This is a genomic window from Pseudarthrobacter sp. ATCC 49987 (genome assembly GCF_009928425.1).
Lineage (GTDB): Bacteria > Actinomycetota > Actinomycetes > Actinomycetales > Micrococcaceae > Arthrobacter.
In genome coordinates this window covers 467,586-489,961 of record NZ_JAABNS010000001.1, presented here as the reverse complement: position 1 = coordinate 489,961, position 22,376 = coordinate 467,586, and the positions used below count along the sequence as shown (strand labels likewise).

General features: G+C 68.2%; 19 protein-coding genes. 6 read left to right on the top strand and 13 right to left on the bottom strand.

Features of this window, described 5'->3' with window-relative positions; translation table 11 throughout:
- Positions 1 to 50: 50 nt before the first annotated feature.
- From ppk2 to GXK59_RS02270, 4 genes are all read left to right on the top strand, one after another.
- Positions 51 to 872, top strand: a complete 822-nt coding sequence (gene ppk2, locus GXK59_RS02285; RefSeq protein WP_160664052.1) for a polyphosphate kinase 2 — start codon at positions 51 to 53, stop codon at positions 870 to 872.
- 25 nt (positions 873 to 897) lie between these two features.
- Entirely contained in the window at positions 898 to 3,630 is a 2,733-nt protein-coding gene (locus GXK59_RS02280) for a cation-translocating P-type ATPase (protein ID WP_237393758.1), read from the top strand.
- 100 nt (positions 3,631 to 3,730) lie between these two features.
- Positions 3,731 to 4,981, top strand: coding sequence for an MFS transporter (locus GXK59_RS02275; RefSeq protein WP_237393757.1), 1,251 nt, complete (start codon positions 3,731 to 3,733; stop codon positions 4,979 to 4,981).
- Positions 4,978 to 5,658, top strand: coding sequence for a FadR/GntR family transcriptional regulator (locus GXK59_RS02270; protein ID WP_160664050.1), 681 nt, complete (start codon positions 4,978 to 4,980; stop codon positions 5,656 to 5,658). Before GXK59_RS02275 ends, GXK59_RS02270 begins: the two co-directional genes overlap by 4 nt.
- 98 nt (positions 5,659 to 5,756) lie before the next feature.
- On the opposite strand, the gene GXK59_RS02265 is transcribed toward GXK59_RS02270, so the two are convergent.
- Positions 5,757 to 6,293 (bottom strand): hypothetical protein, encoded by a 537-nt coding sequence (locus GXK59_RS02265; RefSeq protein ID WP_160664049.1) that lies wholly within the window; start codon positions 6,291 to 6,293, stop codon positions 5,757 to 5,759.
- 136 nt (positions 6,294 to 6,429) lie between these two features.
- Between GXK59_RS02265 and GXK59_RS02260 the strand changes: the two genes are divergently transcribed.
- Both GXK59_RS02260 and GXK59_RS02255 read left to right on the top strand, forming a co-directional pair.
- Positions 6,430 to 7,308, top strand: a complete 879-nt coding sequence (locus tag GXK59_RS02260) for a DUF1206 domain-containing protein (protein WP_160664047.1) — start codon at positions 6,430 to 6,432, stop codon at positions 7,306 to 7,308.
- Between the two features lie 101 nt (positions 7,309 to 7,409).
- On the top strand, positions 7,410 to 7,991 hold the full coding sequence (locus GXK59_RS02255; RefSeq protein WP_160664045.1) for a hypothetical protein: 582 nt from the start codon (positions 7,410 to 7,412) through the stop codon (positions 7,989 to 7,991).
- A gap of 25 nt (positions 7,992 to 8,016) precedes the next feature.
- On the opposite strand, the gene GXK59_RS02250 is transcribed toward GXK59_RS02255, so the two are convergent.
- The 12 genes from GXK59_RS02250 to GXK59_RS02195 all read right to left on the bottom strand — a co-directional run bounded on the left by GXK59_RS02250 (position 8,017) and on the right by GXK59_RS02195 (position 22,334).
- Positions 8,017 to 9,006 (bottom strand): DNA topoisomerase IB, encoded by a 990-nt coding sequence (locus tag GXK59_RS02250; protein ID WP_160664043.1) that lies wholly within the window; start codon positions 9,004 to 9,006, stop codon positions 8,017 to 8,019.
- Positions 9,007 to 9,181: 175 nt separating this feature from the next.
- On the bottom strand, positions 9,182 to 10,672 hold the full coding sequence (locus GXK59_RS02245; protein WP_443094254.1) for an FAD-dependent oxidoreductase: 1,491 nt from the start codon (positions 10,670 to 10,672) through the stop codon (positions 9,182 to 9,184).
- Between the two features lie 63 nt (positions 10,673 to 10,735).
- The gene (gene cobA, locus GXK59_RS02240) at positions 10,736 to 12,031 is read right to left on the bottom strand and encodes a uroporphyrinogen-III C-methyltransferase (protein WP_160664041.1); all 1,296 of its coding nucleotides are present in this window, start codon (positions 12,029 to 12,031) and stop codon (positions 10,736 to 10,738) included.
- 236 nt (positions 12,032 to 12,267) lie between these two features.
- A complete protein-coding gene (locus GXK59_RS02235) occupies positions 12,268 to 12,564 on the bottom strand; it encodes a putative quinol monooxygenase (RefSeq protein WP_160664039.1) in 297 nt (98 codons plus the stop codon).
- Positions 12,565 to 12,734: 170 nt separating this feature from the next.
- On the bottom strand, positions 12,735 to 13,670 hold the full coding sequence (locus GXK59_RS02230) for an ABC transporter permease (protein ID WP_160664037.1): 936 nt from the start codon (positions 13,668 to 13,670) through the stop codon (positions 12,735 to 12,737).
- Positions 13,660 to 14,385: an ABC transporter ATP-binding protein gene (locus tag GXK59_RS02225; RefSeq protein ID WP_160664035.1), complete on the bottom strand. Its 726-nt coding sequence runs from the start codon at positions 14,383 to 14,385 to the stop codon at positions 13,660 to 13,662. The genes GXK59_RS02230 and GXK59_RS02225 overlap by 11 nt, the downstream gene beginning before the upstream one ends.
- Positions 14,386 to 14,430: 45 nt before the next feature.
- Positions 14,431 to 15,606, bottom strand: coding sequence for an ABC transporter substrate-binding protein (locus tag GXK59_RS02220; protein ID WP_160664034.1), 1,176 nt, complete (start codon positions 15,604 to 15,606; stop codon positions 14,431 to 14,433).
- A 222-nt stretch (positions 15,607 to 15,828) separates the two neighbouring features.
- Positions 15,829 to 16,995 carry an RtcB family protein gene (locus GXK59_RS02215; protein WP_160664033.1) on the bottom strand — a complete coding sequence of 389 codons (1,167 nt, stop codon included), beginning with the start codon at positions 16,993 to 16,995 and terminating at the stop codon, positions 15,829 to 15,831.
- Between the two features lie 368 nt (positions 16,996 to 17,363).
- Entirely contained in the window at positions 17,364 to 18,812 is a 1,449-nt protein-coding gene (locus GXK59_RS02210) for a sulfate adenylyltransferase subunit 1 (protein WP_237393756.1), read from the bottom strand.
- The gene (gene cysD / locus GXK59_RS02205; protein ID WP_237393755.1) at positions 18,812 to 19,882 is read right to left on the bottom strand and encodes a sulfate adenylyltransferase subunit CysD; all 1,071 of its coding nucleotides are present in this window, start codon (positions 19,880 to 19,882) and stop codon (positions 18,812 to 18,814) included. Before cysD ends, GXK59_RS02210 begins: the two co-directional genes overlap by 1 nt.
- The gene (locus tag GXK59_RS02200) at positions 19,879 to 20,589 is read right to left on the bottom strand and encodes a phosphoadenylyl-sulfate reductase (protein WP_160664031.1); all 711 of its coding nucleotides are present in this window, start codon (positions 20,587 to 20,589) and stop codon (positions 19,879 to 19,881) included. Before GXK59_RS02200 ends, cysD begins: the two co-directional genes overlap by 4 nt.
- Complete coding sequence (locus GXK59_RS02195) at positions 20,586 to 22,334, bottom strand: nitrite/sulfite reductase (protein ID WP_160664029.1); 1,749 nt, start codon at positions 22,332 to 22,334, stop codon at positions 20,586 to 20,588. Before GXK59_RS02195 ends, GXK59_RS02200 begins: the two co-directional genes overlap by 4 nt.
- Positions 22,335 to 22,376 lie beyond the last annotated feature (42 nt).

Below are 22,376 nucleotides of genomic sequence, written 5' to 3'. Positions count from 1 at the left end.
AGCGCGGCTGCCTGATTCGCCCTAGGAAGTACTCGACTAGGAGGCCGATCATGGGCAAGAAGAAGAAAAACAAGAAGAGCGCCGACAGCGAGCCCCGGACGAAGATGCGCCGCAAGGAGTACGAGGCGGAGATGGCCATCCTGCAGGGCGAGCTGGTTGCCCTCCAGGAGTGGGTGAAGTCCACCGGAGCCAAAATCTGCATCGTGTTCGAGGGCCGTGACACGGCCGGCAAGGGCGGCACGATCAAGCGCATCGTCGAGCGGGTGAGCCCCCGCGTGTTCCGTGTGGTGGCACTCCCCACACCGACGGACCGGGAAAAATCCCAGATGTACCTCCAGCGCTACATGTCGCATTTTCCGGCGGCCGGCGAGGTGGTCATCTTCGACCGCAGCTGGTACAACCGTGCCGGCGTGGAGCGTGTGATGGGCTTCTGCACCCCGGAGCAGACCGAGAAGTTCCTCAACATGACTCCGCAGGTGGAGAAGGCGATGGTCGACTCCGGAATCATCCTGCTCAAGTTCTGGCTCGAGGTCAGCGCGGACGAGCAGACCCGGCGGCTCAAGAGCCGCATGGACGATCCGCGCAAGACGTGGAAGTTGTCGCCGATGGATTTGAAGTCCTACAGCCGGTGGTACGACTACTCCCGGGCAAGGGACGCCATGTTCGAGGCCACCGACACAGCATGGGCGCCTTGGTTCGTCGCGAACAACGACGTCAAGAAGCGCGGCCGGCTCAACATCATCAGCCACCTGCTGAGCCAGGTGCCTTACGAGCCGTTCCCGGGACTCGACGTCGAATTGCCGAAGCGGCAGAAGGCCGGCGACTACAGCGAGCCGACCCTAACGCCGCGGCAGATTCCCACCCCGTTCTAAGCAGCGCCGCGATGAGGAGTAAGTCATGAACGGCAAGTCCGAAGCAGCAGCAGGGGTGGTCCCGGCCGAGGCGGACGCCGCCTGGTACGCGCTGGCACCCGCGGAGGTGGCGGCCGAGCTGAGGGTGGACCCGGCCCGCGGCCTGAGCGCGGCCGAGGCGCAGCAACGGCTGCAGGAGTACGGCCCGAACGCACTGGCCGCCGCAAAGCAAGAGCCGGTCTGGAAGCGGTTCTTCAAGCACTACGGCGACTACATGCAGATCGTGCTCGTGGTCGCCGCACTGGTCAGCCTGTTGATCGCGGAATACGGGACCGCCATCGGGCTCGCCGTCCTGACCCTGTTCAACGCGTGGTTGGGATATCACCAGGAAGGCAAGGCCGAAGAGGCAGCCGCTTCCCTGGGGAAGATGATGAAGGCGATGGCCAAAGTGCGCCGCGACGGTGTCATGGCGGAGGTCACCGCAGAGGAAATTGTGCCGGGCGATATCGTGGTGGTCGACGCTGGTGACCGCGTCCCCGCCGACGGCCGGATCATCCTGGCGGCGACCCTGCAGATCGAGGAGGGCGCCCTGACCGGCGAGAGCGTCGCGGTCGAGAAGGACACCGCCTCCATCAGCCGGCACGACGTCGGCCTCGGGGACCGCTTGAACATGGCGTTCATGAACACCAACGTGACCCGCGGCCACGGAGAAATCCTCGTCACCACCACGGGCATGGGGTCGGAGGTCGGCCACATCGCCCACATGCTGTCCGGACAGAAAGCGGAGAAGACCCCGCTCACCAAGCAGGTGGACCGGCTCACCATCTTCATCATCGTCGCGGCCCTCTTCGCTTTCATCGCCATCGTGGTGATGGGCCTGGCCCAGGGCGAATCCTTCGCGGTGCTCTTCGGGATCGGCGTGGCGCTGGCGGTCGGCTCGATCCCGGACGCGCTGCCCGCCGTCGTCACCACGATCCTGTCCGTCGGATCGGTCAACATGGCCAAGAAGAACGCCATCATGAAGGTCCTGCCCGCCGTCGAGACACTGGGCTCCACGTCGGCCATCAACTCCGACAAGACCGGCACCCTGACCTTGAACCAGATGACGGTGCGGGAGATCGTGACCGTGCAGCACCATTACACCGTCAGCGGTGAGGGCTACAGCTTCGAGGGGCAGGTCAAACGGACCACCGGCGACGCCGAACGGGACCTGGACTACGTGATGTTCCCGTGCGCACTGTGCAACGACTCCGACATCCAGGACGGCGAGGTCATCGGAGACCCCACCGAGGCGGCGCTGTACGTCCTCGCGCAGAAGGGCGGCGTGGACGTCACGGAGTTCCGCAGGAACAACCCGCGGGTGGCATCGGTACCTTTTGACTCCGACTACAAATTCATGGCCACCTTCCACCGGATGCCCGGCGCCGACGGCAGGCCCGTGATCCGGGCGTACGTGAAGGGCGCGCCCGACGTCGTCCTCGGCAGGTCCTCGTCCGGGCGGATGACGGGCGGCCGCTCCGAGGCCCTCACCGAGGAATCGCGTGCCAAAGTCCTCGCCGCGAACGATCGCATCGCCAGCCAGGGCCGGCGCGTGCTCGCATTGGCACAGCGCGAGTTCGAGCCGGCGTCGTTCGATCCGGCCGGTGACCTCATGGCGCTCATGCAGGATCTGGAGATTTCGGCGCTGATCGGTGAAGTCGACCCGCCGCGCGCGGAGGCGGTGGCCGCCATCGCCACGGCGAAGCACGCCGGCATCCGGGTCCGGATGATCACCGGGGACCATGCTGTCACCGCGGCGGCGATCGCCGAGGAACTGGGCATCAGGGGCCGTGCAGTCACCGGCGCCGAGTTCGCGGCGATGACCGACGCCGAGGCCGACAGCCAGGTGGACGGGATCGGCGTGATCGCCCGCGTGGCGCCGGAACACAAGGTACGGCTGGTCGAGGTGCTCAAGCGCAAGGGCCACGTCGTGGCCATGACCGGCGACGGCGTGAACGATGCGCCGGCGATCGCCGCGGCCGACATCGGGATCGCCATGGGCATCACGGGTACTGACGTCGCCAAGGGCGCGGCCAAGATGATCCTGGCCGACGACAACTTCGCCACGATCGTGGCGGCCGTTGAAGAGGGCCGGCTGGTGTACGACAACCTGCAGAAGTTCATCCGCATCCAGGTCGCCAACCTGTTTATGTTCATTCTGGCGTTCATCGGATCGTCCGCGTTCGCGATCGCCGGCACGGCGCTGCTCGGCCCGGCCCAGGTCCTGTGGATCCATATGGCGATCGTCGCGCCCATTGGCGCGGTGATGGGCCTGGACCTCGCGACGCCGGGCATCATGGACCGCAAGCCCCGGCCCTTCAACCAGCCCATCATCGTCCGGTCGATGATGGTGCGCCTGCTCGTCGTCGGGCTGTTCATGGCGGCCGCGACGCTGGTCCTCGTGCAGCTCGGCAAGACCTCCTACGACTCGCTCGAGGTCGGCCAGAGCATGGCCATTGTGGGTTTGGGGTTGATGAACATCGCCGTCGCCCTCAACCTGCGCTACCCCACGGAGAGCGCCTTCGGGCCCTCCACCATGTCCAACCCGAAACTGCTCTGGGCCTTCGCGTGGGCCTTCGTAGGATCGATGCTGATCACCCAGATGCGGGTGCTGCAGGACCTGTTCGGCACTGTCCCGCTCACCGGTCAACAGTGGCTGGCCTGCCTGGTTCCGGCCGTGTTGCTGCTGGTCCTCGGCGAACTCTTCAAAGTGGTCCTGCGGGCCCGGCACGCCCACTAATCCCGCGTTGCTGATGGAAGGCGACGGCAGTCCGTGTCACTTGCCGAGATATTCGCCACTAAAGGTTAATCCCCAAACGTCAAACGTCTAACCTTTAGGAATGGTTAGCAGCACGGCGACGTCCGCCCTCCCCGAGACAGCACCGTCCGCCGTCGTGCGAACACCCCGCGGCGTGATCATCGCCGGCGTCGTGGCGATCGTGCTGATCGGCCTGAACCTGCGCGCCGGCATCACCGGAGCCGCCGCGCTCCTGCATGACCTTCAGGCAGTGCTGGGCTACGGGCCGCTGATCGCCGCCATCATCCCCTCGATCCCCACGCTGTGCTTCGCCGTCGCCGGCGCCGCGACGTCGTGGCTGACCCGGATCCTTGGGCTCGAGAAGGCCATCCTGCTCTCCCTTGTGCTGCTCGCCGCCGGGCTACTGGTCCGCGGCATTCCGTCCACCGGCATGCTGCTGGCGGGCACCGTCGTCGGGATGTCCGGCCTGGCGATCTGCAACGTGGCCATGCCGTCCTTCATCCGGGTCCACTTCGCGCACCGCACGTCGCTGATGACGGCGCTCTACACCGTCACCATGACGACCGGCGCCACCGTGGTTGCCGTGCTGATAGTCCCCGTGGCGCAGCAGCTCGGCTCGCCCTCCGCCGGGGTCGGAGCGATCGGCTTCCTCGCGCTGGGCGCCTGCCTCGGCTTCCTGCCGATCGCCCTGCACGCCCACCGCAACGCGCCCGCCGTCAAAGCCGGCCGAGTGTCCCCCTGGCCGCTGCTGCGGACCCGCACCGGCGCGCTGATTACTCTCGGCTTCACCGTCCAGGCCCTGCTGGCCTACGCGGTGCTCAGCTGGTTCCCCTACATGCTGGTCACGCTGGGCCTCTCGGCTTCCGAGGGCGGGCTGATGTTCGGCCTGATGCAGCTCGTCTCCGTCCCGGCCGGCATGGTGCTGGTCGCGATCGGCTCACGCCCGCGGATGCAGCGCACCGCCTTCTACCTGGCCACGGTCACGATGGCTGCGGGCGTCCTGTCCATGCTGGTCCTGCCGGTCTCCTGGGCGCCGCTGACGGCGGTGCTGCTCGGTTTCGGGCTCGGCATCTTCCCGCTCGTGATGGTGATGATCAGCCGCAGCGGCCGCAGCACCGCCGAAACCACCGCCCTGTCCACGGTCGCGCAGTCCGCGGGCTACCTGCTCGCAACGCTGGGCCCGTTCGGGATGGGGCTGCTGCACAGCGCCACCGGGGCCTGGACGCTGCCATTGATCCTGCTGCTGGCCGTGGCCCTGGGCCAGATCGCCGTCGGGCATCTGCTGACCGCCCTGCCCAAGGTTTCCCAGCGCACGGAACTGGACCGGTCATGACACTCACCACGTCCCACCGGCCGCCGCTGGTGGAGGAGATCACTGCCAAGCTGCGTGAGCTGATCCATTCCGGCGAATGGCCGCTGCAGCAGCGGATCCCGGCCGAACCCGAGCTCATGGCCATGCTCGGAGTCTCCCGAGGCACCCTGCGCGAGGCGGTCAAGGCCCTGGCTCACAGCGGCATGCTGGACGTCCGGCGCGGGGACGGCACCTACGTCCGCGCCACCAGCGAGATCTCCGGCGCCGCCCAGCGCATGTACCGGGACCACTCGCAGGTTCACATCCTGGAGGTCCGGGTGGGCCTGGATACGCAGGCGGCCCGGCTCGCCGCCCGCCACGCCACTCCCGGCGACGTCGACGCGATGCGCGGCCTGCTGGAGGCGCGCCGTGACACCTGGCTTGCCGAGGACTACGCCGGCTGGGCCCAGGCGGACTGGGACTTCCATGTGCTGGTGGCCCAGGCGTCGGGCAATCCGCTGCTGCACGAGCTGTACGCCAGCTTCGGCGCAGTCTTCCACGCCGATCTTCTCCGCCAGCAGCGCCGCGGCGGCTTCAACGGCCTCCCGCACGAAGGTCACGACGAGCTCGTGGACGCCATCGCCGCACACGACGAAGCGGCCGCCGTCGACAGCGTGCACCGGAACCTGAACTCCTGCGCGGAGTGGATCCAGCAGTAGCCGCCCCGCCCCACACAAAAGGCCTCCGCGCCGGAATCCCGTTCCGGCGCGGAGGCCTCTCTTCTTGTGCGGGCGACGGCCCATGCTTTTAGATGCGCTTAGCGCGCGAGGCCCTTGAACACGTTCTTCGGCCGCTGCATTTCACCGTGCTTGGCGCCCAGGACGATCACCCAGCCGGCGAAGACGGGGATGGCCCACTGCAGGATCTTCAGCTGCTGCTGCGCGGAGCGGAGTTCCTCGGAGGCGCCGGGCTTGGGCTCGGTGGCACCCTCGGCACCTTCGCTGGCCAGCTTGTCCACCTTGGCGCCCTGGAGCCCGGCGTACAGGCTCACGGCGGCACCGGCGAGGGTGACGATCGACTTGTAGACGGTGAGACGGGCAACGCCGTCCTGCTTGGCCATCCGGCCCTTGTTCTCCCACATGATCGCGAGGCCGGAGAGGAAGTGCGCACCGAAGGCCGCCGTCTGGAACGGGGCCCACTTCTTCCAGCCCAGGCTCGACAGCCGGGTGCGTTCGGCCGGATCCTTGGCTTCCGCCGTCGCCCCGTTCAGCCCGATGGCACCCATCAGCGAGCCGCCGAACCAGGCGCCCGCCGTCAAGTCGTGGATGGATCGGGCAACAAGATTACCTGCCATGGTGAGCTTCCTATCGTCTGAGGTCGAATCCGGAACTGCCGTGGCCCCACAAGGCCACGTCCGGGCTATGGTAAGCACACTTATGAAAAAGTTGAAAGTTCAGGGGACGGAGCCCGCCTTGCGTAGACTCGGCAGCATGGAACCACCGGGGCCGAAGGACCAGCCCTTCCCCGCAGGCGAGAGCCCCGGCGAGGCCTTCGGCGCGGCTGCCGGCGACGCAGCCGATGCCGCGGAGGCCGCCTCCAACAGCGCCGCGCTCGACGTCGTCGCCCGCTCCGGCTTTGCCGTGATGGCGTTGCTGCACATCGTGATCGGCGCGATTGCCGTGGCCATGGTCCTTGGGGCCCCGGGCCAGGCCGAGCCCACGGGAGCGATCGAGCAGCTCGCGGCCAACCCGTGGGGCCCGGCGGTCATGTGGGCCGGGTTCATCGCGTGCGCCGGGCTGGCCGTGTGGCAGCTGAGCGAGGCCACCCTGCGGGCCCGGCACCTCCCGCGGCGGCAACGGCTCGGCAAGCTCGTCTCCTCCGGCTTCCTCAGCATTGCCTACGGCAGTGTGGGGCTCAGCTTCGCCGGCTTCGCGCTGGGCAACCGGGGCGATTCCGGCGACTCGACCCGGGACTTCAGCACGGCCCTCGTGCGCAGCCCCTTCGGGGTGCCGGCGCTCATCGGACTGGGCCTGACCATCATCGGGATCGGCGTGTACTTCATCGTCAAGGGCGCGGGGAAGAAGTTCAAGGAGGAGTTGCGGCACTTCGACGGGACACACCGCGGCCGCCTGGTCAGCGGCCTGGGCGTGGCCGGCCACATCGCCAAGGGAGTGGCGCTGATCCTGACGGGCCTGCTGTTTGTCATCGCCGCGGCCACCAACGACCCCGCCTCATCCACGGGACTGGACGGCAGCCTCAAGGCCCTGCAGGACCGTCCATTTGGCCCCGCCCTGCTCCTGGCGATCGGCGCCGGCTTCATCGCCTACGGGGTGTTCGCGCTGCTCCGGGCACGCTTCGGCCGGATGTAGCGCCCGCCGAAAACGTCCCTGTTGCCAGTTGGGCTTTGGGGATATCGTTTGAGCTAGCCCCAGGACCGTTCTCCGTACCCGGCCGGGCCCTCTAGCAAACCATGAGTTACGTTCCAGTCAGCAGACGCACCATCCGGCGGCACCGTGAATCCGAGCGATCCACCCGGCGCCTCGTCTTCGTCCTGTCCGCTGCGGCCGCCGCGGCCTGGCTGCTGTCCGTCACGCTGTCCACCGCCGTCCACCCCGACAGCTTCGTCCACAACATCGCCGTCGTGCTGCACGTCCTGTCCATGGTGGTGGCCTTCGGCGCCATCATCCTGTTGGACTGGCACGGTTTCCTGTGGCTCATTGGCCGCCGCAAGCTGGCCGAGACCATCCGGCTCGACGGGGCGGCCACACCGCTGATCTGGGGCGGCCTCGCCGGCAGGCTGGCCACCGGGGTGTTCCTGAACCCGCACCTGAATAACCCGATGACGGACGTCAAGCTCGCCGCCGTCCTGATGCTCAGCCTGAACGGCATCATGCTCATCCCGCTCATGCGGCGGCTGGCCCGGCTGCCCGACGACGCCGTGTTCAAGGACCTGACCATCGGGCAGCGGACGCATCTGCTCGTGTGCCTGGTCATCTCGCAGGCCTGCTGGTGGACGGCGATCGTCATCGGGTTCATCAACGCCGTGTTCTGAACGCTGTTCCGGACGGCCGGTCCCCCTAACTCAGTTCGACCACGCAGCCCTCGCGGTACAGCAGGGCACGGACCTCGGATTCGGCGGAGTCCGGCCGCTTCGGGTCGATGGTCTCCCCCGCGGCGAAGTGGTCCAGGATCCGCGGATCCACATAGCTCTTCCGGGCGATCGACGGCGTGTTCCCCAGAACGGCGGACGCGTCCACCATGGCGCGGCTCACCGCGCGCTTCCGGGCCGACACCTTGGGCTGCGGACCGCTCTGCGCCAGGCTCGCGGCTGCGGCAACCGTCCCGCGCAGGGTGCGGAAGTCCTTGGCGGTGAAGTCCTGCCCGGTGCGCTCCTTGACGTACTGGTTGATGTCCTGGCTGGACACCGCGTGCCAGCTCCGGCCGTCCTTGTACGCGAGCAGTCGGGCGTTGCCGCCGCGGCGCTTGAGCTGGCGGACGACGGCCGCGAGGTCGGCGTCGTGAATCCGCGATTCCCAGTTCTTGCCGCTTTTGGCGGGGAAACTGAGCCGGAGTTCGTCCTTGCGCAGCTTCACGTGGGCGCAGAGCAGGGTGGCGAGGCCGTGGCTGCCGTTTTCGTTCGTGTAGCGCTCCGAGCCGACCCGCAGCGAGCCGCTGTCCAGCATCCTGAAGGCGGCGGCCAGCACCCGCTCCCGGGTGAGGCCCTCGGAGCGCAGGTCCATCGTGACGAGCCGGCGCGCGGCCGGCAGGGTTTCCGCGAGCTGGAGCGAACGGTCAAACTTCAGCCGGTCCTTTTTTTCGCGCCAGCCCGGGTGGTAGATGTACTGGCGCCGGCCGACGGCGTCGAGCCCCGTGGCCTGGATGTGCCCGTTGTCGTACGGCGCGATCCACACGTCCGTCCAGGCCGGCGGGATGCCGATGCTCTCGAGCCTCTCGCGCACCGGCCCGGGCGGCAGGGTGGAGCCGTCCAGGTCCTTGTAGCTGAACCCGGTCCCGGCCGCGACGCGCCGGTAGCCTCGCCCGGACGCGTTGCTGTGACGGAGCCTCATCGGCGCATTCCCGGTGCCGGGGCCTGTTGCCTGCACTGCTCATCCATGACGGTAAGCCTACTGACTACAACCTGGATTTTCCCCCACCCACCAAACAACGCGGGGTCACGTCCGGCCCATGATCCCCTCCGGGACGGGCGCGGAGTGACCCCGCGTTGTGTGTTGGTTCGGGGGATCAGACCTCCGCAGCCACCCCGTCGCGGGAGATCTGGACCATGGCCTCGCGCGGGACCACCTTGATGCGCTCGCGCTGGATCCCGTCCGCACCGGCACTCGCCTTTTCGCCGAGGGACCGCTCGTGTGCGTCCAGGGCCAGCCAGCCTTCCCAGCTGGTGTACTGCACGCCCCGGTTTTCCAGCAGTTCGACGACCGCGCCCGGAGCCGGTGCCGCCGCGAGCGGCAGGTTGTCGCGATCCTCCAGCAGGTAGGTGACGGTTTCGAGGGCGTCGCCCTTGGTGTGGCCGATAAGCCCGACGGGCCCGCGCTTGATCCAGCCCGTGGCGTAGATGCCCGGCACGTGGGTGCCTGAGGCATCCAGGACGCGGCCGCCGTCGTTGGGCACAACACCCCTGCTGTGGTCGAACTCGACCTCGGGCAGCGACGAGCCGAAGTAGCCGATGGCGCGGTACACGGCCTGGACCGGGTAGTCGACGAACTCGCCGGTGCCGCGGGCATTGCCCGTGCCGTCCAGCTCGGTGCGCTCGAACTTGATGCCGGCGACGCGGCCGGGCGCACCGGCTTCGCCTGTTGTTCCATAGATCTCGACCGGGCTGTGCAGGAAGTGCAGGTGCAGGCGGCGGGAGGCCGTGAGCTCGGAGAGGTCCTCGGGCTGCTCCGCGATCCAGTTGGTGAGCGTTCCGACCATGGTCTTGGTCTGGTTGTTGCTCTGGATCTGCCGGTCAGATTCGTCGTCGAACTCGAAGTCCTCGGCGTAGAGGATGATGTCCACGTCCTTGGAGTGGGAGAGCTCGCGCAGCTCCAGCGGGGTGAACTTGACCTGCGCCGGGCCGCGGCGGCCGAAGACGTGCACGTCCGTGACCGGGGAATCCTTCAGGCCGCGGTACACGTTATCCGGGATTTCGGAGACCAGCAGGTCATCGGCGTGCTTGGAGAGCATCCGGGCCACGTCCAGGGCCACGTTGCCGTTGCCGATCACGGCGACTTCCTTGGCCTCCAGGGGCCACTCGCGGGACACGTCCGGGTGGCCGTCGTACCAGGAAACGAAGTCGGCGCCGCCGTAGGAGCCCTCGAGCTCGATGCCGGGGATGTTCAGGTCCGCGTCCTTGATGGCCCCGGTGGCGAAGATGACGGCGTCGTAGTGGGTGCGGAGGTCCTCGAGGGTGAGGTCCGTGCCGTAGTCGACGTTGCCGAAGAAGCGGATGTCGCCGCGGTCCAGGACCTTGTGCAGGGCGTTGACGATGCCCTTGATGCGCGGGTGGTCCGGAGCGACACCGTAGCGGATCAGTCCGTAGGGCGCCGGGTAGCGGTCGAAGAGGTCGATGCTGACCGTGAGTTCGCCGCTTTTCACGGCTTCGCTCTTGGTCAGGATGTCCGCGGCGTACACACCGGCGGGTCCGGAGCCGACGACGGCGATGCGCAGCGGGCGGGCAGCAGTTCCTGCAGGGGTGTTCGTTGACACGGCTGTGGTTCCTTTGTTCTTCTGCATCCGTTGCTCCATAACGGCCCTTTTGAGGCTTGATAACGGCACTTATGGAGCAATCGACGGGTTTTAGGGGGTCAGTACGCGGGTCTTGGTGGGGCGGGGTGTGCGGGGTGTGCGGGGTGCGTTCGGGGTGGTGGTGCTGAAGTCCGCGGTCTTGAAGTGCGACGGCGCGAACGGGCTGACGCGGACCACGTCACCGATCACGATCACGGCTGGGTTCGCGACGCCTGCGGCCTCCGCCTGGTCCGCGATAGTCCCGAGCGTTCCGATGGTCACCCGCTGGTTCGGCAAGTAACCATTCTCTACGATGCCAACAGGTGTCTCCGGAGGCAAACCGGCGCGGGCCAGTGAGGCCGCGGAATCGCGCAGCTGGCCCACGCCCATGAGCAGGATCACGGTGTGGTCCGCGCGCGCCGGGACTTCGGACAGCTCCTCGTGGCCGGTCACCACACTGAAGCCCTTGGCCAGCCCGCGGTGCGTGACCGGGATGCCGGCGGCGGCCGGGACCGAGATGGCGGATGTGACGCCGGAGACCACCTCGACCTCGACGCCGTGCTGCCGGCAGAACTCGGCTTCCTCGCCGCCGCGGCCCAGGACGTAGGGGTCACCGCCCTTGAGCCGGACCACGCGGTGGCCCTGCAGGGCTTCGTCGACGAGGATGCGGTTGATCTTGGCCTGCGGGACCGGGTGGTGGCCGGGGGTTTTGCCGACCTCGATGACACGGACGTCGGGGGCCAGTTCGGCCAGGAGTTCGCGGGGGCCTAGCCGGTCCGCGACGACGACGTCGGCCTGTCCCAGGAGCCGCCTGCCGCGGACGGTGATGAGTCCGGAGTCGCCGGGTCCGCCGCCCACGAGGGCAACGGCGCCGGCACCCGTGGCGGCACGGCGCCGGCGCAGCGGCAGGTCCCCGGTTTCCAGGGCGGTGGCAACGGCGTCGCGCAGGGCCATGGCACGGCGTGGGTCTCCCCCGGCGTTGACGGCGATCTTGACGTCATCCACGACGGCGACGGCGGGCGTCCAGGCGGCGGAGGCTTCGTGGTCGGAGGCGTTCACGCACCAGATGCGCTGCGCCTCGGCGTCGGCCGATACCCGGGCGTCCACGGCGGCGTCGCCGGTCGCGGTCTGGACGAACCAGGCGCCGTCGACGTCGGGGCTGCGGTACTCGCGTGGTTCCCAAGTGAGGAGGCCGGCGTCGGCCAGGTCATGCAGGGCGGGGCAGGCAAGGGTCGCGACGACGGTGACGCGGGCACCGGCGTCGAGCAGTCCCTTGGCGCGGCGCGCGGCGACCGGACCGCCGCCGACGACCAGCACGGGGCGGCCGAGGAGGCGCAGCGCCGTGGGGTAAATGTCCTGAATTGCCATGCATCGACGATAGGGCGGCGTCATATGGCGGAACAACGGTAGGGAAACACCAGTTCACGCGGGGTAACGCCACGTCACACAGTTGGCGCGGTCAGGCTGCGGTCCGGGTCGCGGTCCGGGTCACCCTGTCGCCGTCCGGGGGCACTTTGACGGCCGGAACAGCCACTTCGGGCTCACATCACGGCGTGTCCGTGTCAATGTGCCCCCGTTCGGCAGGCGGGCGGGCAGCCATGGACCTATTTCACCGCGATGAGCTCGATCAGTTTGATGTCGGGGTCCTTGGCCAGCAGCTCGGGCCCGTGCTGGCCGAGGGCCGCGGGGATCGCGCCGTTGAGATGGGCTTGCCGGTCCTCCTCGGTGTCGAACGTGTCGAAGATGCCGAAGGTGTTCCCGTTGACCCGGAAGGCATACCAAGTCCGGGTGCCGGGCTCCGTCAGAACGATGTCGCGGCCCCCGCTGAGGAAGTCCCAGACATCCTGTTCCTTCCCCGGCTTGGCTTCGACCAGTGCCAGCACTCCGTATTGTGGCGCCACGGCTGTCTCCTCAGAATTGGGCTGGATCGGCCGGAACCCGGCCTATAGCCGCGAGTTTAGGCCTGTCCCGGGGTCCGGACAAGGAGTCGCGAGGAGGACACCGCAGACACAGCAGGGCCCGACGGCGGTAGTCGCCGTCGGGCCCTGGTTAGACGGTGGGGTGCCGGGGGTTAGCGGGTGCTGCCGGCGAGGAGGCCACGACGGCGGAGCAACCGCTTTTCGATCGGGGCGAAAACGAGCAGTTCGATCAGGATGCCGACGGCGAGGATCAACAGGATCGCGGACATCACGATGGTCATGTCGGACAGGTCGCGGCCCTGGTTCAGCATAGATCCCAAGCCAAAGCCGATGGAGCCGCCGACGGCGATGATTTCCGCGGCCATGAGGGAACGCCAGGAGAAGGCCCAGCCCTGCTTGAGTCCGCCCAGGTAGCCGGGCAACGCCGCCGGGAGGATGATCTGCAGCGCCAGCTGGACCCGGGAGGCGCCCAGGACCTTCCCGACGCTGCGGTACTGCGGCGGGATCTGGTCCACGCCGGAGATCAGGCCGTTGATGATCGAGGGGATGGCGCCCATGAACACCACGAAGTACACGGTGGCGTCGGTGAGGCCGAACCAGATGATGGCGGCGGGCACCCACGCCACGGACGGCAGCACCTGCAGCCCGGAGATCAGCGGGCCGAAGGCGCGGCGGAGCGGGGCCACCTGGGCCAGCACGAGTCCGATCGGGGTGGCGATGGCCACGCTGATCAGGAATCCCACGAGTCCGCGCTGCAGCGAGGTCCAAACCGCTTCCTGCAGTTTCCCCTCTGCCCAGAGGTGGCCAAACTGGGCCACCACGTCCAGGGGGCCGGGCACGAGGTCCTGCCGTTTGAAGCCCATCGACACGTAAAGCTGCCAGGCAAGGATGAGGACCGCGATGGCGGCCACCGGCAGCAGGATCCGGCTCCAGTCGATCCGGGCCTTGCGCGCAGCGTCGGACTGGAGCGAGTCCAGGCCGGCCTCGAGTTCGCGGAGGTCGGCCGAGCCCGTGGAGGACCGGGTCAGGGCCGCGGTGATGTGGCGCGTCTCGCCGGGCTCTACCAGCGACGTTTGTTTACTTGGCATGGCGGCGGATCTCCTCGCGTAGCCGGGCAGTGATTTCGCCGGTGAGCTGGCCGGCCAGTCCGGCGTCGGTGCGGTGTTCTTCGCTGACGTGCCACTCCCGCACCACGCGGCCGGGCCGGGAGGAGAGCAGCAGCACGCGCTGGCCCAGCCGGACCGCCTCGCGGACGTTGTGCGTGACAAATACGATGGTGCGGCCGGTTTCCTTCCAGATCCGCTCCAGCTCATCGTGCAGCAGGTCGCGGGTGATCGCGTCGAGGGCGGCGAACGGCTCGTCCATCAGGAGCAGCTGCCGGTCCTGAGCGAGCGACCGGGCCAGTGCTACACGCTGGCGCATCCCGCCGGAGAGCTCGTGCGGGCGCTTGTCCCCCGCGCCGCCCAGGTGCACGAGGTCCAGGAGCTCGTCGGCTTTCACCCGGCGCTCGGCCTTCCCGACTCCGCGCAGCTTCAGGGCCAGCTCAATGTTTTCCCGCGCAGTCAACCAGGGGAACAGGGCCGCGTCCTGGAACATAAACGCGGCGCCGTCGCTGGGGACCTCCAGGGCGCCCGACGTCGGGGCCTCCAGTCCCGCCATAATGTTCAGCAGGGTGGACTTGCCGCAGCCGGACGCACCGAGCAGGGCGACGAACTCGCCCTGCCCGATGCTGGCGTTGACGTCGTCCAGCACCGGGGCGCCGTCGCCGAAGCGCTTGCCCAGGTTTTCCAGTACGACTGGCATGGTCACGTCCTAACTAATGGTGGCGGCGCTGGCGGCGGGAACTGGCTAGTCCTTGCCCAGTCCCTGCGCGGAGATCTTCTTCCCGGCGGGGCTGCCGCTCAGGACGCTGTTCAGGGCAGTGAGGTCGAAGATGCCGTTGATGTCGGCCTGGGTGGTGGTGCCGGCGTCGACCCCGTCCTGGAGCAGCTTCTTGTACGTTCCGGCGAGCGGGTCGACGGTGAAGACGATGTTCTTGAGCGAACGGTCGATCACGTCGGCCGGCAGGGCGGCGCCGGCGGATTCCTTGAGGGCGGCGTTGAGGACCGTGGACCTGTCCGCGGCGGGCGCGGCGTTGAGCCAGTCCACGGATTCGACGTGGCCCTTCAGCAGCGCCTTGACCGTGGCGGGGTGCTCGGCGGCGAATTTCTTGTTGACGATCAGGACGGTGGTGATGAATTCGCCTTTGTCCCAAAGGTCCTTTTCATCGACGAGGACTTTCGCGCCGGCCTGGAGGACCAGGCGGGAGGCCCAGGGCTCCGGCAGCCACGCGCCGTCGAGCTTGCCGTCCTGGAACAGCTTCAGGGTCTGGGCGTTCTCGGTGGGGTTGATGGCGACGTCGCCGCTGCCGTCTGTGTTGGTCTTGTAGCCCTGCTTGCCCAGCCAGGCGCGCAGTGCCACGTCCTGCGTGCCGCCGAGCTGCGGCGTCGCGAGCTTCTTGCCTTTGAGGTCCGCGGCCGAGGCGATCTCGGGTTTGACCACCAGCTGCGCCCCGCCGGACGCTGCACCGGCGAGGATGCTGATCGATTCGCCCTTGCTCTTGACGTAGGAGTTGATGGCGGGGTTGGGACCGATGTAGGTGGCATCGATGGCGCCGGCGTTGAGGGCCTCGATCGCGGCAGGCCCGGCGTTGAAGACCTGGGTGCTGAGCTTGGTCTCGCCGAGGCTCTTGGCGATCAGGCCCTGGCTGACCCCGACGAGGGCCGGGGCATGCGTGATGTTGCCGAAGTAGCCGAGCTTGAGTTCGGCGGCGGGGGTGTCGGAAGCCGCCGCTGCGGGCGCGGCTTCCGTGTTGCGGGACACCGTGGACGCGACGGCGGCACCGGCACCGATCAGCAGCACGAGGCCGACAGCCAGGCTGATCTCCAGGGTGCGCTTGCGCCTGGGTTTGGTGGTTTCGCCGGCGACGATCCGGGTGGTTCCGGGGGTCTGGCCGGGGGTGGTGTTGTTCGACGGGGATGACATGCGGGAGGTCCTGTTCGTGGGGGGGTGCGGGGCCGGGCGGGTGGTCAGCGCCGGCGACATCGCCCCCGGAACTCGCCGCGGGGGCCGTGGGAGAGCCGATCCATGGTTGTCATTGGTTCACCATAGGGACTGGCAGGAACCCTGTTCAACGGCCCGGAAACCCGGGGTCACGTGAGTTCATGCAGCGTCACATGCGGAGCCGCCATCCGGCTCTTCAGCGGACTAGTCGCCTTTAACGTTGACGAGCTGCCGGAGCTTGTGCCGTATCTTGACGAGGTCCGCGGAGTCGCGCATTACCTGGTCAATGGGCTTGTAGGCCGCCGGGATCTCGTCAATGAAGGCCTCGCTGGGACGGAATTCGATGCCCCGCATGGCGGCCTTCAGCTCGGCCAGGGTAAAGGTCTTCTTCGCGGCGTTCCGCGAGTACTCCCTGCCGGCGCCGTGCGGCGATGAGTTCAGCGACGCGCGGTTTCCCAGCCCGACGACGACGTAGGACGCGGTGCCCATGGAGCCGGGAATCAGCCCGGGGTCGCCCGCTTCGGCCCTGATGGCTCCTTTGCGCGAGACCCAGACGGACTTGCCGTAGTGCCATTCCTTCGCGGTGAAGTTGTGGTGGCAGTTGATCCGTTCGGCCTCGCGGACGGAGCCGCCGATCCAAAATTCGAACTGCCGGACCACCCGGTCCATCATCTCCTCGCGGTTCAGCAGGGCGAAGTGCTGGGCCCAGCGGAGCTCCCTGATGTAACGGTCGAATTCGGCGGTGCCTTCCTCGAGGTAGGCGAGGTCCGGGTGAGGCAGGGCGATGTTCCGGCGTGCGACCATGCTCCGGGCCTCGCCGATGTGCCGCTGCGCGAGTTTATTGCCGACGCCGCGGGAGCCGGAATGCAGGAAAAGCCAGACGGCGTCCCCCTCATCCACGCACACCTCGATGAAGTGGTTGCCCGAGCCCAGCGATCCCAGCTGGAGTGTCCAGTTCGCGGCGTACTGGGCAGGGTCGAAGCGCGCGTGGGCTGCCATTCGCCGCAGTTGGGCAATGCGGGGTGCGGCGGTGGCGCTGATCCCGTGGTTGAAGTGGCCGGCGGACAGCGGAATGGCGTGCTCAATGCCCTCGCGTAGCCGTTTCCGGTCCGCGGGCAGGTCCTTGAGGGCATACTGCGTGCGGACGGCGATCATGCCGCAGCCGATGTCAACGCCCACGGCCGCAGGGATGACCGCGCCAAGGGTGGGGATGACGGAGCCCACGGTGGCGCCCAGGCCCAGGTGGGCGTCCGGCATCAGCGCCAGATGCGGATAGATGATGGGCAGCTGTGCCGTGGCCAGGGCCTGCGCGCGGGTCGCGTCATCCAGGATCGAAGCCCAGCTGATGAGCCGGCTGTTGATGACTTCCACGGCGCCTCCCAAGACGATGATCGACGTCCTGTGCCCGGGTGGCAAGGGCCCGGAACGCCGACTTCGCGGCGCAGATTTCCTCGCGACGCGCAATGACGCGGGCGCGCCCGTATTCCGGCGTCGACAGCGTTTTTGCGGGGCGCGGAACCCATGGCGCAGCGCAGGATAGTTGGCGCAGCGCGGGATCATTTGCGCAGCGTGGAGCAGGACCCGTCTGCGGCGACCGGCGGCCGACGTAAGTGCCCCGGGTAGAGGTCCCGCTCCCGAGATGGGCCCAGAAACGGCTCCACCCCGCATCACCAGGCTGGAATAGCTGGGGACGCGGGGTAGGGCTGTTCTAGCTGGGGCCGCCCCGGCTCAGGAGCGGCTCAGATCGAGTAGCGCTCGTCCTCGTGGTCTCCCGGGTGGTCGTTGACGAGGCCCGCGGCGAGGGTGTTTCCGTCCAGCGGGTCGATCACGAGGAACGCCCCGGTGCGGCGGTGGTGCAGGTAGTTCTCGAGCGGCAGCGGCGCGGCGAGCCGCAGCTGGGCATGTCCAATGTCGTTGAGCTCCAGGGTGGAGGTGGGCTCCAGCTGGAAGTTGGCCAGGTCCAGCTTGCCCGTCACGTTCCGGACCAGGGCCTGGACCGTGCGGGTGCCGTGCTTGACCAGCACCTTGGCGCCCTCGCGGAGCGGCTTGGGCGAGAGCCAGCATAGTGCGGCGTACAGGTCCGCCGAGGCCTCCCTGATAGTGCCCGCCGCCGCGATCGTATCCCCGCGGGCGACGTCGAACTCATCCGCGAGGCGCAGCGCCACGGATTGCGGGGCCCCGGCCTCGGTCAGTTCCAGTCCGGCGAAGTCGATGCCGCTCACTGTGGTGGTGCGCGGGGCCTGGCCCGGGGTGAGGACGCTGACCTTGTCCCCCACTTTAACCGAGCCCTCGGTGATCTGCCCGGCGTAGGCCCGGTAGTCGCGGTAACCTTCGACGTCGAGTCCGCTGGCGACGGCGTCGGGAGCCAGCGCGCCCTGCGGCCGGATGACCAGCTGCACGGGGAACCGGAAGCTTTCCAGGTGGCTTTCGAGTTCGTCCGCGGCCGGCAGTGTCTCGAGGACCTCGAGCAGGGCCGGCCCGTCATACCAGGGCGTGCGCTCCGAGCGGTCCACCACGTTGTCGCCGTCGAGCGCGGACACGGGGATGACGAAAAGATCAGCGATGCCGCCTGTATTTGAATCGTCACGGCCTAGCCCGAGCTCCCGGCCGACCTTCTGCACGTCGGCCTCGATCCCGCGGAACACGGCCTCGCTGAAGTCCACCAGGTCGATCTTGTTCACGGCGACAATCACGTGCGCCACCCGCAGCAGCTGCAGCACAGAGAGATGCCGGCGGGTCTGTTCGAGGACACCCTTGCGGGCGTCAATGAGCACGACGACGGCATCCGCAGTGGACGCGCCGGTCACCGTGTTCTTGGTGTACTGCACGTGGCCGGGGCAGTCCGCGAGGATGAAGCTGCGGCGGTCCGTGGCGAAGTAGCGGTAGGCGACGTCGATGGTGATGCCCTGTTCCCGCTCGGCGCGCAGGCCGTCGGTCAGCAGGGCCAAGTCAATCCCGCCAGCCGAACCGCCGAACCCGCGGTCCGCCGAGGTGCGGGCGACGGAGTCGAGCTGGTCGGCGAGGATCGCCTTGGAGTCGTGCAGGAGCCTGCCCACCAGCGTGGACTTGCCGTCGTCGACCGATCCGGCAGTCGCGAAGCGGAAGAGGGTCGAAGACAGAGCCCGGTGCGCGAGCGGGGCCTCGTCAAGCAGGGCGGCCTCGCGGGCGGTGTCGATGTCGGTGCTCATTAGAAATAGCCATCCTTCTTGCGGTCTTCCATGGCGGCCTCGGAGATGCGGTCATCCGCCCGGGTGGCGCCACGTTCGGTGATGGTGGAGGCGGCAACTTCGATGACGACGTCGCGCACGGTGGCGGCAGCCGATTCGACGGCACCGGTGCAGGACATGTCGCCGACGGTCCGGTAGCGGACAGTCTTGGTGATGACCTCTTCGTTGTCGCGGGGCCGGGAGACCTCGCCGACCGCGCGCCACATGCCTTCGCGGGCGAAGACCTCGCGGTCGTGGGCGTAGTAAAGGCCCGGGAGGTCGATGTTTTCGCGCTCGATGTAGCGCCAGACGTCCAGCTCGGTCCAGTTGCTGATCGGGAACGCGCGGACGTGCTGGCCCACCGTGTGGCGGCCGTTGTACAGGTTCCACAGCTCGGGCCGCTGGTTGCGCGGATCCCACTGGCCGAACTCGTCGCGCAGGCTCAGGATGCGCTCCTTCGCCCGGGCCTTGTCCTCGTCCCGGCGGCCGCCGCCGAAGACGGCGTCGAACTTGTTGCGCTGGATCGCGTCCAGCAGCGGGACGGTCTGCAACGGATTGCGCGTGCCGTCGGCACGCTCGGCCAGCTCGCCGGAATCGATAAACTCCTGCACGGAGCCGACGACGAGCTTGAGTCCCAGCCGCTCCACGGTCCGGTCGCGGAACTCGATGACCTCGGGAAAGTTGTGCCCGGTGTCCACATGCAGGACCGGGAAGGGCACCTTGCCGGGCCAGAACGCCTTGGTCGCCAGGTGCAGCATGACCACGGAGTCCTTGCCGCCGGAAAACAGCAGCGCCGGCTTCTCAAACTCGGCAACCACCTCGCGGATGATGTGAATCGCCTCGGACTCGAGGGTGTCCAGGCTGGAGAGGCGGGCCGGGGCTGCGACGCCGATTGCCGCCCCCGCCCCTGCGCCGCGCGGCTGATCTTCGATCAGCCCAGCGTGCGGCTCCGACAGGCCCGATGCCACTCCCTGGGCGGCAATCGGCGTCTCAGCAGCGTCGTTGTCCAGCACAGACAGCTCCAGGTCCTCGTTGGTGATTTGGGTACTCATACGTGTAGTCCGCATTCTGTCTTGTCGGTTCCTGCCCAGCGGCCGGCGCGGGGGTCATCGCCGGGCGCTACCTTGCGGGTGCAGGGCTGGCAGCCAATGGACGGGTAGCCCTGTGAAAGCAGCGGGTTGACGGGGAGGAGGTTGTCGTCGGAGTACTGGACCAGCTGGTCGAAGCTCCAGGCCGCGACCGGGTTGACCTTGACCAGGCCGTTGGTTTCGTCCCAGGTGACCAGCGGGGTGTTGGTGCGGGTGGGGGCCTCGTCGCGCCGGACGCCGGTGAACCAGAGTTCGTAGCCGGCGAGGGTGCGGCGCAGCGGGGCCACCTTGCGCAGCGCGCAACACTGGGCGGGGTCGCGGGCGAAGAGGTCCTTGCCGAGGAGCCGGTCCTGCAGCTCCACGGTGTTCTCCGGGAGCACGTCCACGACGTTCACGTGCAGGCTGGCTGCCACCTCGTCGCGCGTCGCGTAGGTTTCCGGGAAGTGGTATCCGGTCTCCAGGAAGAGGACGTCGACGCCGGGAAGCTGGTCCGCGACGAGAGCGGGGAGGACGGCGTCGGCCATGGAGCAGGCGACGGCCACGGCGGGCAGCTCGAAGTTCCGGGCCACCCAGGCGATGACGTCGCGGGCCGGGGCGTCCCAGCCGAGCTCGGCGGCGCCGGACTCGGCGATCACCTTGAGCTCGTCGTGGGTGCGGCGGACGGTGCTCACTGCAGATCACCTTCGTCGGCGGCGAAGGCCCATTCGGCGAAGGTCTGGCCCTCGGTGTGGTCGGCCACGAACTTCCGGACCACGCGTTCGACGTAGTCGGGCAGGTCGTCGGCCGTGACCTTGAGGCCGCGGACGGTGCGTCCCAGGCCTGCTTCCTCGCGGCTGTCGGAAGCCAGCCCGCCGCCGAGGTGGACCTGGAAACCCGGGGTGGGGTCGCCGTCGGGCGTGGGAAGCATCATGCCCTTGAGGCCGATGTCCGCGGTCTGGATCCGGGCGCAGGAGTTGGGGCAGCCGTTGATGTGCAGCGACAGGGCCTGCGGGAGCTGCTCGGTTTCGACGAGGTCGGCGAGGCGGCGTTCCAGCTCGGCGACGGCGGTGGCGGCCGTGAGCTTGGTTTCGACGATGGCGAGCTTGCAGTATTCGATGCCGGTGCAGGCGATGGTGCCGCGGCGGAACACGGACGGCCGGGCGGAGAGGCCCAGGGCGTCGAGTTCGGCGACCAGCGGTTCCACCTGGTCCTTGGGCACGTCGAGGACCACGAGCTTCTGGTGCGGGGTGGTGCGCAGCCGCTGCGAGCCGCGGGCTTCCAGGGTGTCCGCGAGCTTCACGAGCTGGCTGCCGGAGAGGCGGCCGGCCAGCGGGGTGGCGCCGATGAAGAACTTGCCGTCCTTCTGCTCGTGCACGCCGATATGGTCGCCCGGGGTGGAGGGCTTGGGCGCGGCCGGGCCGTCGTCGAGCTTGTAGCCGAGGTATTCATCCTCGAGGACCTGGCGGAACTTCACGGTGCCCCAGTCGGCCAGCAGGAACTTCAGCCGGGCCTTGGTGCGCATGCGGCGGTAGCCGTAGTCGCGGAAGATGCTGGTGACGCCGAGCCAGACGTCGGCGGCCTGGTCCGGCCGGACGAAGGCGCCCAGGCGCTTGCCGAGCATGGGGTTGGTGGAGAGCGCGCCGCCCACCCAGAGGTCGTATCCGATGCCGAGTTCGGGGTGGACCAGGCCCACCAGGGCGACGTCGTTGATCTCGTGCACCACGTCCTGGCTGGGGTGGCCGGTGATGGCGGTCTTGAATTTTCGCGGCAGGTTGGCCAGTTCCGGGTCACCGATGAAGCGTTCGGCGAGCTCGTGGATCAGCGGGGTCGGGTCGATAATCTCGTCCTTGGCGATGCCGGCGACGGGCGAGCCGAGGATGACGCGGGGGACGTCGCCGCAGGCCTCCGTGGTGGACAGGTCCACCGACTCGAGGCGGCGCCAGATTTCCGGCACGTCCTCGACCCGGATCCAGTGCAGCTGGATGTTCTGGCGGTCGGTGAGGTCGGCGGAGTCACGGGCGAAGTCGACGGAGATCTGGCCGATGACCCGGAGCTGCTCGGTGGTGAGGGCGCCGCCGTCGATCCTGACGCGCAGCATGAAGTACTTGTCCTCGAGCTCGTGCGGCTCGAGCGTGGCGGTCTTGCCGCCGTCGATCCCGGGCTTGCGCTGGGTGTAGAGGCCCCACCAGCGGAAGCGGCCGTGCAAATCCGTGCCGTCGATTGAGTCGAAGCCGTGCTTGGAGTAGACGGACTCGATACGCTCGCGGACGTTAAGGCCGTTGTCTTCCTGCTTCCAGGTTTCGTTGGCGTTCAGCGGCGCGGTGCCGTCCACTTTCCACTGCCCGTGCGGCTTCGCGGCGGGGCGGTTGGTGGGGCGCTTGGTACGGCCTGGGGCAGCCTGGTCCGCAGACGCTCCGGCTAGAGCTGTATCAGTCATGGATCGACTGTAGGGGTGGCCGTAGTGCCGTCACAAAGGGTC

Coding starts and splice junctions, on each gene's coding strand:
- cysD (WP_237393755.1), bottom strand. CDS start 19,882: ATGAGTACCCAAATCACCAACGAGGACCTGGAGCTGTCTGTGCTGGAC.
- cobA (WP_160664041.1), bottom strand. CDS start 12,031: ATGGCAATTCAGGACATTTACCCCACGGCGCTGCGCCTCCTCGGCCGC.
- GXK59_RS02250 (WP_160664043.1), bottom strand. CDS start 9,006: ATGAGGCTCCGTCACAGCAACGCGTCCGGGCGAGGCTACCGGCGCGTC.
- GXK59_RS02245 (WP_443094254.1), bottom strand. CDS start 10,672: ATGCAGAAGAACAAAGGAACCACAGCCGTGTCAACGAACACCCCTGCA.
- GXK59_RS02230 (WP_160664037.1), bottom strand. CDS start 13,670: ATGCCAAGTAAACAAACGTCGCTGGTAGAGCCCGGCGAGACGCGCCAC.
- ppk2 (WP_160664052.1), top strand. CDS start 51: ATGGGCAAGAAGAAGAAAAACAAGAAGAGCGCCGACAGCGAGCCCCGG.
- GXK59_RS02255 (WP_160664045.1), top strand. CDS start 7,410: ATGAGTTACGTTCCAGTCAGCAGACGCACCATCCGGCGGCACCGTGAA.
- GXK59_RS02270 (WP_160664050.1), top strand. CDS start 4,978: ATGACACTCACCACGTCCCACCGGCCGCCGCTGGTGGAGGAGATCACT.
- GXK59_RS02195 (WP_160664029.1), bottom strand. CDS start 22,334: ATGACTGATACAGCTCTAGCCGGAGCGTCTGCGGACCAGGCTGCCCCA.
- GXK59_RS02220 (WP_160664034.1), bottom strand. CDS start 15,606: ATGTCATCCCCGTCGAACAACACCACCCCCGGCCAGACCCCCGGAACC.
- GXK59_RS02280 (WP_237393758.1), top strand. CDS start 898: ATGAACGGCAAGTCCGAAGCAGCAGCAGGGGTGGTCCCGGCCGAGGCG.
- GXK59_RS02260 (WP_160664047.1), top strand. CDS start 6,430: ATGGAACCACCGGGGCCGAAGGACCAGCCCTTCCCCGCAGGCGAGAGC.
- GXK59_RS02265 (WP_160664049.1), bottom strand. CDS start 6,293: ATGGCAGGTAATCTTGTTGCCCGATCCATCCACGACTTGACGGCGGGC.
- GXK59_RS02225 (WP_160664035.1), bottom strand. CDS start 14,385: ATGCCAGTCGTACTGGAAAACCTGGGCAAGCGCTTCGGCGACGGCGCC.
- GXK59_RS02275 (WP_237393757.1), top strand. CDS start 3,731: ATGGTTAGCAGCACGGCGACGTCCGCCCTCCCCGAGACAGCACCGTCC.
- GXK59_RS02210 (WP_237393756.1), bottom strand. CDS start 18,812: ATGAGCACCGACATCGACACCGCCCGCGAGGCCGCCCTGCTTGACGAG.